The organism is Microbacterium sp. (assembly GCF_036277215.1).
Taxonomy (GTDB): domain Bacteria; phylum Actinomycetota; class Actinomycetes; order Actinomycetales; family Microbacteriaceae; genus Microbacterium.
Genome location: NZ_DASUNI010000002.1, coordinates 22,674 through 37,855 on the forward strand (window position 1 = coordinate 22,674; position 15,182 = coordinate 37,855).

Annotated in this window: 19 protein-coding genes and 1 tRNA gene; 11 read left to right on the top strand and 9 right to left on the bottom strand. The window is 70.6% G+C overall.

Annotation, left to right across the window (positions count from 1 at the left end; all coding sequences use genetic code 11):
- Positions 1–4 precede the first annotated feature (4 nt).
- Entirely contained in the window at positions 5–1,270 is a 1,266-nt protein-coding gene (locus tag VFX99_RS00145) for an APC family permease (RefSeq protein ID WP_329664294.1), read from the bottom strand.
- A 116-nt stretch (positions 1,271–1,386) separates the two neighbouring features.
- On the opposite strand from VFX99_RS00145, the gene VFX99_RS00150 reads away from it, so the two are divergent.
- Positions 1,387–2,340, top strand: a complete 954-nt coding sequence (locus VFX99_RS00150; protein WP_329664295.1) for a Ku protein — start codon at positions 1,387–1,389, stop codon at positions 2,338–2,340.
- A 4-nt stretch (positions 2,341–2,344) separates the two neighbouring features.
- Here the strand turns inward: VFX99_RS00150 and VFX99_RS00155 are convergent, their stop codons facing one another.
- The 3 genes from VFX99_RS00155 to VFX99_RS00165 all read right to left on the bottom strand — a co-directional run bounded on the left by VFX99_RS00155 (position 2,345) and on the right by VFX99_RS00165 (position 3,626).
- On the bottom strand, positions 2,345–3,115 hold the full coding sequence (locus VFX99_RS00155; RefSeq protein ID WP_329664296.1) for a DedA family protein: 771 nt from the start codon (positions 3,113–3,115) through the stop codon (positions 2,345–2,347).
- A gap of 64 nt (positions 3,116–3,179) precedes the next feature.
- Positions 3,180–3,261, bottom strand: a tRNA-Leu gene (locus tag VFX99_RS00160).
- Positions 3,262–3,356: 95 nt separating this feature from the next.
- The gene (locus VFX99_RS00165) at positions 3,357–3,626 is read right to left on the bottom strand and encodes a hypothetical protein (protein ID WP_329664297.1); all 270 of its coding nucleotides are present in this window, start codon (positions 3,624–3,626) and stop codon (positions 3,357–3,359) included.
- A gap of 140 nt (positions 3,627–3,766) precedes the next feature.
- On the opposite strand from VFX99_RS00165, the gene VFX99_RS00170 reads away from it, so the two are divergent.
- The 7 genes from VFX99_RS00170 to VFX99_RS00200 all read left to right on the top strand — a co-directional run bounded on the left by VFX99_RS00170 (position 3,767) and on the right by VFX99_RS00200 (position 8,245).
- Positions 3,767–4,924, top strand: coding sequence for a CpaF family protein (locus VFX99_RS00170; protein WP_329664298.1), 1,158 nt, complete (start codon positions 3,767–3,769; stop codon positions 4,922–4,924).
- Positions 4,921–5,778: a type II secretion system F family protein gene (locus VFX99_RS00175; protein ID WP_329664299.1), complete on the top strand. Its 858-nt coding sequence runs from the start codon at positions 4,921–4,923 to the stop codon at positions 5,776–5,778. Before VFX99_RS00170 ends, VFX99_RS00175 begins: the two co-directional genes overlap by 4 nt.
- Positions 5,775–6,707, top strand: a complete 933-nt coding sequence (locus VFX99_RS00180; RefSeq protein ID WP_329664300.1) for a type II secretion system F family protein — start codon at positions 5,775–5,777, stop codon at positions 6,705–6,707. The genes VFX99_RS00175 and VFX99_RS00180 overlap by 4 nt, the downstream gene beginning before the upstream one ends.
- Positions 6,708–6,724: 17 nt before the next feature.
- A complete protein-coding gene (locus VFX99_RS00185; protein ID WP_329664301.1) occupies positions 6,725–6,925 on the top strand; it encodes a hypothetical protein in 201 nt (66 codons plus the stop codon).
- Between the two features lie 3 nt (positions 6,926–6,928).
- A complete protein-coding gene (locus VFX99_RS00190) occupies positions 6,929–7,354 on the top strand; it encodes a TadE/TadG family type IV pilus assembly protein (protein ID WP_329664302.1) in 426 nt (141 codons plus the stop codon).
- Between the two features lie 67 nt (positions 7,355–7,421).
- Complete coding sequence (locus tag VFX99_RS00195) at positions 7,422–7,808, top strand: TadE family protein (RefSeq protein WP_329664303.1); 387 nt, start codon at positions 7,422–7,424, stop codon at positions 7,806–7,808.
- Positions 7,805–8,245 (top strand): pilus assembly protein TadG-related protein, encoded by a 441-nt coding sequence (locus VFX99_RS00200; protein ID WP_329664304.1) that lies wholly within the window; start codon positions 7,805–7,807, stop codon positions 8,243–8,245. The genes VFX99_RS00195 and VFX99_RS00200 overlap by 4 nt, the downstream gene beginning before the upstream one ends.
- A 16-nt stretch (positions 8,246–8,261) precedes the next feature.
- Here the strand turns inward: VFX99_RS00200 and VFX99_RS00205 are convergent, their stop codons facing one another.
- The 3 genes from VFX99_RS00205 to VFX99_RS00215 all read right to left on the bottom strand — a co-directional run bounded on the left by VFX99_RS00205 (position 8,262) and on the right by VFX99_RS00215 (position 10,417).
- Positions 8,262–8,636 carry a hypothetical protein gene (locus VFX99_RS00205; RefSeq protein WP_329664305.1) on the bottom strand — a complete coding sequence of 125 codons (375 nt, stop codon included), beginning with the start codon at positions 8,634–8,636 and terminating at the stop codon, positions 8,262–8,264.
- A gap of 90 nt (positions 8,637–8,726) precedes the next feature.
- On the bottom strand, positions 8,727–9,119 hold the full coding sequence (locus VFX99_RS00210; protein ID WP_329664306.1) for a hypothetical protein: 393 nt from the start codon (positions 9,117–9,119) through the stop codon (positions 8,727–8,729).
- On the bottom strand, positions 9,116–10,417 hold the full coding sequence (locus VFX99_RS00215; protein WP_329664307.1) for an MFS transporter: 1,302 nt from the start codon (positions 10,415–10,417) through the stop codon (positions 9,116–9,118). Before VFX99_RS00215 ends, VFX99_RS00210 begins: the two co-directional genes overlap by 4 nt.
- Here VFX99_RS00215 and prfB point away from each other — a divergent pair.
- Complete coding sequence (prfB, locus tag VFX99_RS00220) at positions 10,416–11,525, top strand: peptide chain release factor 2 (RefSeq protein ID WP_329664308.1); 1,110 nt, start codon at positions 10,416–10,418, stop codon at positions 11,523–11,525. The two genes, VFX99_RS00215 and prfB, sit on opposite strands and share 2 nt — an antisense overlap.
- Before the next feature lie 66 nt (positions 11,526–11,591).
- On the opposite strand, the gene VFX99_RS00225 is transcribed toward prfB, so the two are convergent.
- A complete protein-coding gene (locus tag VFX99_RS00225; protein ID WP_329664309.1) occupies positions 11,592–11,894 on the bottom strand; it encodes a cupin domain-containing protein in 303 nt (100 codons plus the stop codon).
- A gap of 241 nt (positions 11,895–12,135) precedes the next feature.
- Positions 12,136–13,245: a M20 family metallopeptidase gene (locus tag VFX99_RS00230; protein ID WP_329664310.1), complete on the bottom strand. Its 1,110-nt coding sequence runs from the start codon at positions 13,243–13,245 to the stop codon at positions 12,136–12,138.
- A gap of 193 nt (positions 13,246–13,438) precedes the next feature.
- Here VFX99_RS00230 and VFX99_RS00235 point away from each other — a divergent pair, with 193 nt between their 5' ends.
- Positions 13,439–14,224, top strand: coding sequence for an alpha/beta hydrolase (locus VFX99_RS00235; protein WP_329664311.1), 786 nt, complete (start codon positions 13,439–13,441; stop codon positions 14,222–14,224).
- Between the two features lie 79 nt (positions 14,225–14,303).
- A partial coding sequence (gene ftsE, locus VFX99_RS00240) for a cell division ATP-binding protein FtsE (RefSeq protein WP_329664312.1) occupies positions 14,304–15,182 on the top strand: 879 nt, incomplete at its 3' end.

Consider the following 15,182-nt stretch of genomic DNA (forward strand, 5'->3'; position numbering starts at 1 on the left):
GCCGTCATCGCGGCGGGGTGCGCATGATTCGCAGTCGCGCGAACCGATAGGCGACACCCGCGAGCACGAGGATGACACCCACCGCGACCGCGACCACCGGCAGCGTGATGACCAGCGTGGCGCACCCGAGAAGGCCGAGCACCTGCAGCACGCGAGGGTAGCGGCGAGCCCCGGCCGCTTGGCGGAACGCGGCCGCGTTGGCGATGAAGTAGTAGACGAGCACTCCGAAGGACGAGAATCCGATCGCCCCGCGGAGGTCCACGAGCGCCACCGTCGTGATCACGACGATGCCGATCGCGATCTCGGCGCGGCGGGGCACGTGCCAGCGCGGGTGCACCGCCGCGAGGAACCGAGGAAGGTCGTCCTCGCGTGCCATCGCCAGGGTCGTCCGGCCGATGCCGGCGATCAGCGCAAGGAGGGCGCCGAGGGATGCCGCGGCCGCTCCGATCCGGACCACGGGCTGAGTCCAGCCCCACCCCGATGCGGCGGCCGCGTCGGCCAGCGGCGCCGCGGACGCGGCCGTCCCCTGCGGACCGAGCACGGCCAGGACGGTGACGGCCACTGCCGCGTAGACCGCGACGGTGATGGAGAGCGCGAGCACGATCGCGCGCGGAATCGTGCGGGCCGGGTTGCGCACCTCCTCGCCCATGGTCGCGATGCGCGCGTAGCCGGCGAAGGCGAAGAACAGGAGACCGGCAGATTGGAGGATGCCGTACGCGCCGGCCGCGTCAGCGCTGGGAGCGTCGCTCCACCAGTCCGGAAGCGCACCTGCCGCGGCTCCGGCGGCGACGACCGCGGCGAGCGTGAGCAGCACCACCACGACGATTCCGCGGGTGACCTGCGCCGTGCGAGTCACGCCGAAGCAGTTGACGGTGACCAGGGCTGCGACCGCGACGATCGCGACCGGACGCTCCCAGCCGGCGGGAGCGGCATATGCCGCGAACGTGAGCGCCATCGCGGCGCAGCTCGCGAGCTTTCCGATGACGAAACACCAGCCGGCTACGAAACCCCACCAGGCACCGAGTTCGGCGCGGCCGTACGCGTAGGTGCCGCCCGAGGTCGGATGTGCGGCGGCCAGCTGCGCGGAGGCCGTCGCGTTGCAGAACGCGACGGCGGCGGCGACGGCGAGTCCGATCAGCAGGGCGCTGCCGGCCGCAGCCGCGGCGGGTGCGAATGCGGAGAAGACACCCGCACCGATCATCGACCCGAGTCCGAGGAACACCGCGTCACCCAGACCGAGCCGCCGGGCCAGGGCGGGGGGAGGAGCCACGTGCCGACTCTACGGCCGCCGGCCTGCCGTGGCGACGCGCCGCCGGAGTATACCGAGCGCGGCATTTCGGGTTCTGCGACTAGCCGCGACGGGTGTGACAGGTGTGTACTGGTGCGATGAGAGCGATCTGGAAGGGCGCGCTGACGTTCGGGCTCGTGAATGTCCCCGTCAAGGTGTACTCCGCGACCGAGGACCACGACGTGCCGCTGCATCAGGTGCACAACAAAGACGGGGGCCGCATCCGCTACCAGCGGATCTGCGAGATCGACGGCGAGGTCGTGCCGTACGTCGACATCGACAAGGCGTACGACGACGGCGAGCGCACCGTCGTGCTCACGAAGGAGGACCTCGACTCCCTGCCGGCTGAGAAGAGTCGCGAGATCGACGTGGTCGAATTCGTCCCGACCGAGCAGGTCGATCTGCTGACCCTCGACCGCGCCTACTACCTCGAGCCCGACTCGGCATCGCCGAAGGCGTATGTGCTCCTGCGCAAGACCCTGGAGCAGACCGACCGCACGGCGATCGTCCGTTTCTCGCTGCGCCAGAAGACGCGGCTGGCCGCTCTGCGGGTGCGCGGTGACGTGCTGGTGCTGCAGACGCTGCTGTGGGCCGACGAGGTGCGGGAGGCGGCGTTCCCGGCACTGGATGAGCCGGTGCGGATCTCGGCGAAGGAGCTCGAGATGTCGGCATCCCTCGTCGACAGCTTCGCCGCGGACTTCGACCCGTCGGAGTTCTCGGACGAGTACCAGGACGAGCTGCGCATCCTGATCGACGCGAAGCTCGAGAAGGGTGACGCGCTCGACACCACCGAGACGTTCGGCGACCACGAAGAGGAGTCGACCGGCGGCGAGGTCATCGATCTCATGGAGGCGCTGCGCGCGAGCGTCGAACGCAGCCGTGCGGCGCGCTCCGGTGGGGGAAAGGACTCCGCGTCGAAGCCCGCCGCGAAGAGCTCGGCGGGATCGTCGTCGACGAAGTCGGCAGCGGCGAAGAGCACCGCGAAGAAGGCGCCCGCCAAGAGCACGACGGCGAAGAAGACTCCCGCGAAGAAGGCCGCGAAGGCGTCCTAGGGCCTCATGCCCGCGGCGGCTCGCCGTCGCGGTGCGGGTGCTCGGGTCCGCGCTCGAACACCTCGGGGTCGAGGACCAGTTCGCGCGCCTCCTCGGGGTCGACCACGACGTCAGCGCCGGCCGCGGCCAGCTTCTTCGCCTTGCGGCGCTCGCTGAAGTAGTGCCAGACGGTGATCAGCGCGGTGCCGCCGACGGCGATCAGCAGGATGATGTCGATGTACTCGGTGACGAGGTCGGCGATCCACGGGATGAAGCCGATCAGGTACCCGAGCATCGTGAGGCCGAAGCCCCACAGCATCGCGCCGATGAAGTTGTAGAGCGTGTACCTGCGCCACGGCATGTGACCGACTCCGGCGGCGACGGGTGCGAAGGTGCGCACGATCGGCACGAAGCGGGCGAGGATGATCGTCAGCCCGCCGAACCGCTCGAAGAACGCGTTCGTCCGTTCGACGTTCTTGACGCTGAACAGTCCGGATTCTTTGCGTTCGAAGACGGCGGGGCCGCCCTTGTGTCCGATGAAGTACCCGACTTCACCGCCGATGAAGGCGGACAGCGCGATCAGCAGCGAGGCGACCCAGATGTTCACGCCGAAGATGTTGCTGGTGTTGGTCAGCAGGCCGGAGATGACCAGGAGCGTGTCGCCGGGCAGCAGGAAGCCGACGAGGAGGCCGGTCTCGGCGAAGACGATGAAGCAGACCACAAGCAGAGCCCACGGGCCGGCCGCAGCAATGATCGTCTCGGGGTCGAGCCAGGGGATGAGAGCGGTGGAGTGCAAGGCGGGTCCCGTCGGTCGTTACGGTCGGCGGTCGGAATGCGGATGCCACGGAGTGTGGTTCGCGTGCGGAAGGTGGGACTTGAACCCACACGCCCGGAGGCACAGGAACCTAAATCCTGCGTGTCTGCCAGTTTCACCACTCCCGCGGGTCCGATCAGTCTACCGAGGCGCCTGTGGCCCTGCTGTGGGGCTGACCCCCGTGCCGGGCCGGCGCGGAGGCAGCCGCCCTCGCCCGCACGGATCAGCGCGTGCGATGCACGTAGAAGTACGCAGTCGGGCCGATCCAGTTGATCAGGATCACCAGACCCCACAGCGGCTTGGGCCCGTGCATCTGCTTGGCGGGTCGGTGCCACAGGTCCCAGAACGCGAGAAACGCGTACGCGGCCTGGATGATCCCGAGGATGCCGAGCGACACCCGCTTGCCCGGCGCCATCTCCGCGGCGCGCTTGCCCGCGGCCAGCCCGAGCGCGATGCGCTTGACCGGCACGTCCTTCTTCTCCGTCGTCGTCATGATGCCCCCTCGCTCGTGGATCTCCATCCTGCCCCTCCGACCGGCGGGGCGCACCTTTCCGGCGTGAACCGCTCCCCCTGAAGCGACGCACCTGTGGATAACTTCCCGGCCGGGCGCGGCGTGCTTGCAAGGATTCTCGAATGACTCTCGCGTACGTCCCCACCGCAACCGCGGCCGCGGTGGTGGCGGAGCGCGTGCGCGATCGGCTGCGAGCCGAGAAGGCCGACCCCGCCCGTGATCCGGAGCTCGCAACCCGCATAGCCCGCGCCGAGGTGCGGCGCCACAACGACGTCGCACTCGCCCGCGGATTGGCCGCGGTGGATGACGAGGCCTCCTGCGTTCGGGAGGTGCTCGCCGCGGTGGCAGGCTACGGACCGCTCCAGCCGTATCTGGACGACCCGACCGTCGAGGAACTCTGGATCAACGCCCCCGACCGGATCTTTCTCGCTCGCGGGGGAGTGGCCGAGCGCGTTCCTCTCGCGCTGACGGACGCCGCGGTCCGCGACCTCGTCGAGCGGATGCTGCACACCACGGGCCGCCGCGTCGACCTGAGCCAGCCGTTCGTGGACGCCTCGCTGCCGGACGGCAGCCGCCTGCACGTCGTCATCCCCGACATCACGCGCCGGCACTGGTCGGTCAACATCCGCAAGTTCCTTCCCGCGTACCGAGACCTCCATCAGCTCGTCGCCGGCGGCTCGATCGAGCCCGCGGCCGAGCAGATCCTCCGTGGCGCGATGACGACGGGCCGCAGCATCCTGGTCTCCGGCGCCACCCACGCGGGCAAGACGACACTGCTCGGCGCGCTCATCGCCGCGTGCCCACCCGATCACCGGATCGTCACGGTCGAGGAGACGTTCGAGCTCGCCGTCGACGCACCGGATCTCGTCGCGCTGCAGGGCCGGCAGCCGAGTCTCGAGGGAACGGGCGAGGTGTCGCTGCGGCGCCTCGTCAAGGAGGCGCTGCGCATGCGGCCCGATCGCCTCATCGTCGGCGAGGTCCGGGATGCCGAAGCGCTCGACCTGCTGCTCGCGCTGAACACGGGCGTGCCGGGCGCCGCCACGATCCACGCGAACTCGGCCCGCGAGGCGCTCGCGAAGCTCGCGGCGCTGCCGCTCCTGGCCGGGCGCAACATCGACGCCGGCTTCGTGCTGCCCGCGGTCGCGGCATCCGTCGATCTCGTCGCGCACTGCCGGCGGGATCCGTCCGGCCGTCGTCGCGTCGTCGAGATCGTCGAGCCCACCGGTGTGGCCGGCGCAGCCGTCGAGGCCCGGACCGTCTATCGAGCGGACACGGCGTGACCTTCGTATGGGGTGCGGTGCTCGCCGCCGGCATCCTGCTGCTCATCTCGCCCTGGGTGTGGCCCGCGCGTGCGCCCCGGCCGCGACAGCCCGCAGCCGGCCGGCTGCCACGACTGCTCGAATCGGCCGGGCTCGTCCGCGTTCCGCCGGCGGGAGTGGTGGCGGCCTCCGTGGCCTCATCGGCGATTCTCGCCGCGACCGCGTGGCTTGTGACGCAGGTCGCCGCACTGGCGCTGGTCGCGGCCGTCGTCGGAGCCCTGGCGCCGTTCGCGTGGCTCCGCGCGCGGCGGTCCCGGTTGCTGCGGTCCCGCCGGGCGTTGTGGCCTGACATCTGCGACCTGCTGATCGCATCGGTGCGGGCCGGCATGTCGCTGCCGGATGCCGTGTCGGGCCTCGCGGAGTCCGCCCCGGCACCCTTGCGGCCGGCGTTCGCCGGGTTCGCCCGTGACGTCGCGGCATCCGGTCACTTCGACTCGAGCGCTCAGCGCCTCAAGCAGGCGCTGAGCGACCCGGTGGGCGATCGCATCGTCGAGACCCTGCGCATGGCGCGGCAGGTCGGCGGCACCGAGCTGACTCCCGTGCTCCGCGCGCTCGCCACCTCGGTGCGAGCGGATGCCGCCCTGCGTGCCGAGGTCGAGTCCCGCCAGTCCTGGATCCGCGGGGCCGCCGTTCTCGGAGTCGCCGCACCTTGGGTGATCCTGGCGCTGCTCGCGATGCGACCCGAGGGCGCGCGGGCGTACGGCAGTCCCGAAGGGGTCGCGCTGATCCTCGCGGGCGCCGCCGTGTCGTTCGTCGCGTACCGCGTGATGCTGCGCATCGGACGCCTGCCCGAGCCGAGGCGGTGGTTCGGATGAGCGCCCTGGTCGGCACCGACGTCGCCTTCGCCGTCGTCCTGGGCGGTGCGTTCGGCCTGGGGATCTGCCTGCTGCTGTCGCTCGCGCCGCGCTGGGGTGCGCCGTCGCTCGCGCGCCGTATCGCGCCATATATCCGCGATGTCACCGACCCGCGCGGCGTGACACCCGCCTTCGAGGCGCGCGCAGCGGACCTGGCAGGACTGTGGACGGCGCTGCAGCATCGCCTGACACCCCTCGCCGGGGGATCCGCCTCGCTCGATCGTCGGCTCTCTCAGGCGGGATGGGCGATGGATGCGGCCGCCTTCCGCGGCAGGCAGCTCGCGTGGGCGATCGTCGGCGTCGCGGTGGGCGGCGCGGCCGTCGTGACGCTGGTGCTCACCGGACGCGCGTCCGGCGCCGCTGCGCTGCTGCCCCCGCTCGCGGGAGTGATCGCGGCGTTCGCCTACGACGCGCGACTGACGTCCGCGGCGCGTAACCGCGTGGCGCGCATCCAGGAGGAGCTTCCGACGGTCCTCGAGTTCCTCGCGCTGTGCCTGTCGGCGGGGGAGGGCATCCTCGACTCCCTCCGCCGCGTGAGCGAGGTGGGCGTGGGCGAGCTCACCTCCGAGCTGCGCGCCGTGGTGCTCGCGGTGGGCACGGGCTCATCGCTGTCCGAGGCGCTGAGCCGCTTCTCGAGTCGGCTCGACATCCCCGCGCTGTCGCGCAGCACCGACCAGCTGGTCGCCGCCATCGATCGCGGTGCGCCGCTCGCGCACGTGCTGCACTCGCAGGCGTTGGATGCGCGCGAGGACGCCAAACGCGGACTCATCGAACGCGCCGGCCGCAAAGAGATCTACATGCTCATCCCGCTCGTCTTCCTCATCCTCCCCTTGAGCGTGCTCTTCGCCGTGTTCCCGGGGATCTTCATGCTTCGACTCGGAATCGGCTGACGCCGGAAGGGAATCAGATGCGTAGCTATCTCGAACGCGCGGTCGCACGGCTGCGGAATCTCGCTCAGGGCGCGTATGACGACGAGCGCGGGGACGTCCCCGGGTGGGTGCTGATCACGCTCATGACGGCCGGACTCGTCGTGGTGATCTGGGCGCTCGCCGGACCCGCGCTCGCCGATCTGTTCCAGCAGGCGATCGAGCGGGTCTCGGGCCTGTAGACCGTGCCGATCTCGCGCCTGCGCGGCATCCGATCGCGCCTGGCGACGATCGCCGCGGACGAGAGCGGATCCAGTCCCGTCGAGTTCGTGCTCGTCGGGACCCTCCTCACCCTGCTCACTCTCGGTGTGCTGCAATTCGGCCTGGCGGTGTACGTGCGCAACGTCGTGCACGACGCCGCCGTCGAGGGCGCCTACCACGCGGCGCTCGCCGACACCTCGCTTCGCGACGGCGCCGACCGGACTCGCGAGATCGTCAGCCGCACGGTCGGCGCGGAGTATGCGACCGACGTCGAGGTACGCGAGTCGAGCACGCTCGGACAGCCGGCCGTGCACGTCGACGTGCGAACCACCCTGCCGCTTGTCGGGCTGCTCGGCCTTCCTCGGCTGCTGGAGGTGACGGCCAGTGCTCCGGTGGAGTCCTTCGATTGACGGTGCAGCAGACGACGACTCGCGCGGTGAACGCGGCTCCGCGGCACTCGAGTTCATCCTCGTGGGCATGCTGCTGCTCGTCCCGCTCGTCTATCTCATCGTTTCGCTCGGCCTGATCCAGGGGCAGTCCCTCGGCGCCGAGGCAGGCGCGCGTCACATCGCCAGAGCGCTGTCGACGGCCGAGAACGCGGATGCCGCGCGGCAGAGCGCCGATCGGATCCTTCGTTCTGTCGTCGAGGAGTACGCCCTCGACCCGGATTCGGTCGGGGTGGCGCTGGAGTGCCATCCGAACGGGGGTGCGTGTCCTGAGGCGGGCGCCACTCTCGTCGTCACGATCCGGACGAGCGTGGCGCTGCCCTTGGTGCCGCCCGTCCTGGGGCTCGATCGACTGGCGAGCATCCCGGTCGAGGCATCCGCGGTCCAGAAGGTGTCGCGATTCTGGGAGGGGAAATGACGATCCGGGGTCGCCGGCTGAAGCGGCGGCGCGCGTCCGACGACGATGGCAGCGTGCTGATCCTCACGCTCGGGTACGCAGTGCTGGCGATCGCCGTGATCCTCGTCTGCGTCGACGCGTCGTCGTTGTACCTCGCCCAGAAGCGCCTCGATGGCCTCGCTGACGCCGCCGCGCTCGCGGGCGCGGACGGCTTCACCCTCGTGATCGACACGGGTGAGCCCGTCGCTGAGCTGACCACGGAGGGCGTGCGCGATCAGGCCGAGACGCTCGTCGGCGACGTCGGGAACGGTGCGGTGGTCCTGGATGCCGGAACCCCCGACGGCGTGTCGGCGCGGGTCACCGTCGCGGACACATGGAAGGCGCCGGTGATCACACTGTTCGTGCCGGAGGGTGTCGCGCTGCAGGCAACCGCGACCAGTAGGACGGCCCTTCGCTGAGCGGCGCTGCGACGAACTAGGTCGTCGGCTCGCGGCGCGGCGCGCGACTGGCGACGATGATGCCGAAGACAGGGATCGCCCAGAGTGCGATCGCGACGATCAGTTCGATCACCGCGAAGACGACCACCGGAATCCCGGTGCCCTGCGTCGCGGCGTCGAAGGTCCCGGGCTGCACCAGCGACTCGGGCATCGGCGACAGGAGCGCCTGCAGAACGGCGACAGTCCAGTGGTCGGCGCCCGCTGCGTACAGGATCAGCACGACGAGCGATCCGGCCGCCAGCGCAAGTGTGACCGTGCCGCACACGATCGCCGTTCGCGTGCGACGCGCGACGCCGTGCGCGACGCATCCGACACCGAGAGCGGCGTAGAGCACCAGGAACACCAGCAGCATCGCTCTCCAATCGTGGTCGCAGGCACGAGTGTATCCGCGCGGTCGCAGGCGGGAGGAGAAGTGCGAACGGGAGGAGAGAATGCCGGGATTTCAGCCTCCCGATTGCGCATCTCCTCCCGTCGCCTCGCCTGAGTCGACCCAGCCGAAGCTGTTGAACCACTCCGCGCGCTCGCCGGCTTCCGCCGCCCCGCCGCCGGCGTCGTGCCGCACGAGCCGCCCGCCCGCATCGAACGCGACGAAGCCCAGGCACACCCGGCACAGCGCGCGGCCATCCGGAAACCCGCTCGGCAGCACGGATGCCGCCACCCCGGGAGCGCCCGACCCGGGGCATTCAGGGCCGTCGGCACCGGCATCCGTCCACATCAACGACCGATGGCGGTGCAGCCCGCGGTGGCCCTGCTCGCGCGTGCATCGGCGGCCGGCGCTGCGGCTGCGGCAGAACCGCATCGGCTCGGACGCGCCTGACCCCCCGGCAGCGCTCACGGCCGAACCTGCGGCACGAAGCGGGGTACCCACCGCAGGAACGCGAACGCGCCGAGAAGCCCGATGGCCCCGACGGCCCCGGTCGCGATCGAGAGCGACGACACCGCGGCGATCCCTGAGACGAGCAGCGGCGAGATCGCGCCGCCCGCATCGGTGAGAGTCCGCCACGAACCGAGGAACGGTGCCGGGTCGCCCTTCGGAGCGACATCCGCACCGAGTGTGAGCAGGATGCCGCTCGACAGGCCGTTGCCGACGCCGAGCACTGCGGCGAACATGGCGAACCACATCGCCGCGCTCGCCAGGTCGTGCGTGAAGGCCAGCGCCAGAAAGCCCGCGCCCATCAGCAGCATCGCGGGAAGCGCAGCCCAGAGGCGGCCGAAGCGGTCCATCACCTGCCCGCTCGCGTAGAAGAGCGCGAAGTCGATCGCGCCCGAGATGCCGACGATCAGGGCGATCGTCTGTGCGTCGAGCCCGATCGACAGGCCCCACAACGGCAGGACGACCTGCCGTGCCGATCGGACGGCCGAGAGGGATGCCGCGGCCAGCCCGAGACGCGACAGCACCCGGCGGAACCGCCACATCGTGCCGAACACGCCCACTCGCCCCGCGGTGGGGATCGATCCGGTCACGGCTTCCCCGGTGTCCTCCGCCAGCGACGCGGCATCGTCGGAGCCGTTGCCGGGCGTCGCGGCGAGCTGGTTCTCGGGGTCCGGTCCGAACAGCACGAGCACCACCGTTGCGACCAAGCAGGCGCCGAAGAACCAGATCGCGGCGTGCGCGTCACCGAACAGCCCGAGCAGGCCGGCTGCGACGAACGGCCCGACGAACATGCCGAGCCGGAAGGTTCCGCCCAGGAGCGACAGCGCCCGCGCGCGGAAGGCCAGGGGGACGCGCGTCGTCATGAACGAGTGCCGTGCGAGTCCGAAGCCCGCTGCGCAGAAGCCGATCAGGAAGACCGATGCCGCGAACACTCCGAGCACCGGAGCGAACACCATGCCCACCACACCGGCGAGCGACACCGTTCCCGCGATCGTCATCGTGAGCCGCTCGCCGATGCGCGCCACCGCCCACCCGGCCGGTAGGTTGCCGCAAAGCTGGCCGACGACCAGTGCCGAGGCGACGAGGGCGGCCGTCGCGACGTCGGCGCCGAGTTGCGCTGCGATGATCGGGATCAGTGGGATGACGGCTCCCTCGCCGAGCGCGAAGAGCACGGTGGGTCCGTAGATCATCGGACCGAAGCGCCGCAAAACGGGAGCGGCGCGGTCGGTCACCGCATCCACGTTAGTCTGGACTGTCATGCTTGATTTCGATCTGTCCGCCGATATTCAGGCGCTGCGCTCCACGTTCGCCGACATCAAGTCGGTGGTCGACGTGGACGCCCTCACCGCCGAAATCGCCCGCCTGAGCGCGGAAGCCGGTGCTCCAGACCTGTGGGACGACACCGACAAGGCGCAGAAGGTCACGAGCGCGCTCAGCCACCGTCAGTCCGAGCTGGCCCGTCTCGCCGAGATCGACAGCCGCCTCGACGACCTCGAGGTGATGGTCGAGCTCGCGAACGAGATGGACGACGAGGACGCCGCCGAAGAGGCCCGTCATGAGCTCGCCGAGCTCGAGGACGTCGTCGGCCAGCTCGAGGTTCAGACGCTCCTGGACGGCGAGTACGACGCGCGGCCGGCGGTCATCACGATCCGCGCCGGCGCCGGGGGAGTGGATGCCGCCGACTTCGCAGAGATGCTCCTGCGCATGTACCTGCGGTGGGCCGAGCAGCACAAGTACCCGGTCACGGTGATGGACACCTCCTATGCCGAAGAGGCGGGCATCAAGTCCGCGACGTTCGAGGTCGACGCGCCGTACGCGTTCGGCACGCTCAGCGTCGAGGCCGGCACGCACCGTCTGGTGCGGATGAGCCCCTTCAACTCCGCGGGCAAGCGTCAGACCTCGTTCGCGGCGGTTGAGGTCATCCCGCTGCTCGACGAGGCCGTCGAGGTCGAGATCCCCGAGAACGACCTGCGCGTCGACGTGTTCCGCTCCTCCGGCCCGGGCGGTCAGTCGGTCAACACGACCGACAGCGCGGTCCGGCTGACGCACCTTCCGACCGGCACCGTCGTGTCGATGCAGAACGAGAAGTCGCAGATCCAGAACCGTGCTGCCGCGATGCGCGTCCTGCAGTCGCGGCTGCTGATCCTGCAGAAGGAGCAGGAAGCGGCGATCAAGAAGGATCTCGCCGGCGTCATCACCGCGAGCTGGGGCGACCAGATGCGCTCCTATGTGCTCGCCCCGTACCAGATGGTCAAGGATCTGCGCACCGAGCACGAGGTCAACAACCCCTCCGCTGTGTTCGACGGCGACCTCGACGGCTTCATCGCTGCCGGCATCCGCTGGCGCAAGCGCCCCACAGACGACTGAGCGGATGCCGTGGCCTCGGGCAGGCGGCATCCCTTGTCTCAGGGACGGGGGAGCGGCGGCATCCGGTCAGGAGTAGCGCTCGCCCTCCAGGAACTCCTGGATGATGCGCGGCGACGCGTGGATGCACATGATCCGCAGCCGGTCGGTTCCGGTGTTGGTGAATCCGTGCCAGACACCCGCCTGCACCACGGCCGTGTCGCCGTCGTGCGCCAGGACGACGTCGTCGCCGATGCGGATCGTCGCCTCGCCCGAGACGACCATCCACGTCTCGCTGTAGGGATGCCGGTGCAGACCGGGACCTTGCCCGGGCTCGTTGTCGACGAAGAAGAACGAGATCTCCGAGCCGTGGTCGGCGCCCTCGAACTTCATCGTCCGCGATGTTCCGGCCCGGAGAGCCTCCGCCGGAATGGGTAGAGCGATCATCGATCCATCGTGGCGCGGCACACGGCGGGCGTCCAGATGCCGGCGCATGGCGCCCCGCCCAGCCGCTGCGCGCCACATTCCGCGGGCTTCTGTCCGCGAGACTGCAACCGGACGGCGAAACGGAGGGCATTACCCGCAGTCTCGACGTGCAGTTGCAGTCTCGCGGGGAAAGCTCGGGCCCCCGGCGTCACGCGGCGCCGACGCGGAGGAGGTCCTCGAGAAGCCCGCGCACCAGCAGCGTGCGATCAGGGAGCGTGTCGACGAGCACGTGCTCGTCATCGGCGTGCGCACCACCGCCGATGGCGCCGAGCCCGTCGAGCGTCGGCGTGCCGACTCCCGCCGTGAAGTTCCCGTCCGACCCGCCGCCGACCGCGGCCGATCCCGGGACCGGATGGCCGAGCCGCTGCGCGACCGCGCGCGCCCGCTCGAAGAGGTCGGCGGCGGCTCTCGACTCGAGCGGCGGCCGGTTTATCGCTCCCGCGACGACAAGCGAGGCGCCCGGCAGCGCGGGTCGGAGAGCGCGGATCGCCGCATCCACCCGCTGCTGCTCCGCCACCGTGCCCGCCCGCACGTCGATCGTGACCGTGGCGGACCCGGGCACCGTGTTGGCCGACGTGCCCGAATGAGCGACCGTCGGTGTGACGGTCGTGCCCAGCGCGGAGTCGCCCAAGCCGCCCAGCGCCATGACCTGGTGAGCGAGTTCCACCGTCGCGTTGATCCCGCGCTCCGGCTCGAGACCGGCATGGGCCGCACGGCCCGTGATCTCGAGGCGGTACCACGAGGTGCCTTTGCGCTCGATCTTCAGCGCGCCGCCGTCCGCCGATGCCTCGAGCACCAGCGCCGCCTCTGCTCGCCGCGCCTCCTCCTCGATCAGCGCCCGCGACGATGGTGACCCGATCTCCTCGTCGCCCGTGATCAGCAGCGTGACGCCCGAGAGGCCGGCGGCCGCGTGGAATGCGATCGCCAGCCCCGCCTTCATGTCGAAGCTTCCAGGACCGCGCAGGACTCGGCCGCGCGGAGTGTCTTCGACGACGGAGGGCCGGCTTGCGAGCGATCCGATCGGCCAGACGGTGTCGTGGTGTCCGACGACCAGCACGCGCGAGGGCTCCTCACCCAGTCGCCAACGCAGGTGCGTGCAGCCGTCCACGACGATGCGCTCGGGCGCGACGCCGAGGCGGACTTCGCCGAGGCGTGCCACCACATCCGCCGATCGGGCGACGGCGTCCGGGTCCGCTGAGGGCGACTCGCACTCCACGAGCAAGCGGATGTCGTCGACCATCGTGTCGACGTCGATCATGAGGACCCCCTGCTCCCGTCGCGCGCTGCTCGACCGGGGCGCGCGCGTCCAGCGCCCGACCCGGCCGTGCTCCTCGAACTGCCCATGGAACGAAAGGATACGAGGCGACGCCGACCACGGCGCCGGCGACGTGCCGACACTCCACCGGCGGCGGCCCCGGGCGACGAGCCGCTCGCCGCATTAGTATCGCCGCATGCCCCAGGTGCTCGGAGACTCCGGACCCGCCGTTCTGCTGCTCCCGGGCGGTGCCGAGGCCGTGGCGGGCTTCTTCCCCGGCCTGATCGAGGGTCTTCAGGCAGATCCCGGATGCCGCGTCATCCTCTACGACCGCCCGGGCACCGGTACCAACTCCATTCGTGGTGGACTCGCCGAGGCGGTCGAGGCGATTCACTCGACTCTCGCCGAATTGGATCTCGGGCCGGTCGTGATCATCGGGCAGAGCCTGGGCGGAGCCGTCGCGCTGCTGGTCGCGCGCGATCATCCCGAGGACGTGGCGGGCCTCGTACTCCTTGACCCGACTCCGGTCAACGACGTGAAGCTCGCTCGCCGGGTGGAGCGGACGGCCCGGATCACCGGCCGCCTGTCCAAGGTGCCCGGCCTGGGTCGACTGCTGCGAGCCATGCTGCAGTCAAGCGCCGAAAAGTCGGTGCGCCGCCACAGCATGGGTCCCGAGACGAGCGCGGCGATGCGCAAGATCGCCGACGTCGACCTGGTGACCCTGGGTGAGTCCGCGGCCGGGCTCGAGACGATCGCGAAGGGGTTCCACGAGACGCAGCTGGCGATGGTGCCTGCCGCTGTGGTCACCGCCGATCGCAAGGACAAGTCGCCGGTGCGCAAGGCGCACCAGCGGCTCGCGACCGCTCTGGGCGTTCCGCTGCAGTCATGGCCGACCGCCGAGCACGGCGTGCACTTGAGCCATCCCACCGAGGTGCTGGTGGCGAGTCGTGAGGTGGTGCGGAAGGTCGCCTCGGGCGGGTGACTCCGGCTGCCCGGCGGATGCCGCGGCCCCGGGTGTCGCGGGGCGCCTCGCGCGGCCACCCGCTTAGGCTCGAAACGCCATGATCCGGTTCGAGAACGTCACGAAGCGCTTCCGCGGCACCGCGAAGCCAGCGCTCAGCAAAGTGGACTTCGAGGTGCTGCGCGGGGAGTTCGTGTTCCTCGTGGGCGCATCCGGCTCGGGCAAGTCCTCGTGCCTGCGCCTCATCCTCCGGGAGGAGACGCCGAGCGACGGCCGGGTCGTCGTGCTCGGCCGGGACCTCCGCTCGCTCTCGAACCGCAAGGTCCCGTATTTCCGCCGCCACGTCGGCGCGGTGTTCCAGGACTTCCGGCTCCTGCCGAACAAGACCGTCTTCCAGAACGTCGCGTTCACGCTGCAGGTCATCGGCTCGTCGCGGGGTTTCATCCAGCAGGCCGTCCCCGAGGCGCTGGCGCTCGTCGGACTCGCCGGCAAGGAGAAGCGCTTCCCGCACGAGCTCTCCGGCGGCGAGCAGCAGCGCGTCGCGATCGCCCGCGCCCTCGTCAACCGCCCGCAGGTGCTGCTGGCCGACGAGCCAACCGGAAACCTCGATCCCGCGACATCCGTCGACATCATGCAGCTGCTCGCGCGCATCAACTCCGGCGGCACGACCGTGGTCATGGCCACCCACGAGGCCGGATTCGTCGACCAGATGCAGCGGCGCGTCATCGAGCTCGTCGACGGCGAGATGGTGCGCGACGAACGCCATGGCGGCTACGGTGACACTTCCAGCCTGCCCAGCCTCGCCCCCGAGCCGGAGCGCGGCGCCGCCGCCGTCGCGGCGCTGACCGCCGTGCTCGAGGTGCACCGCGAGACGGCGCTGACCCCCTCGGCCGCGGTCTCGTCCGCTTACGGTCACGGGACGGCGCCGGTCGCGGAAGCCGTGCCGGCGACCCGGCTGACGACGGATGCCGCCCCCGCC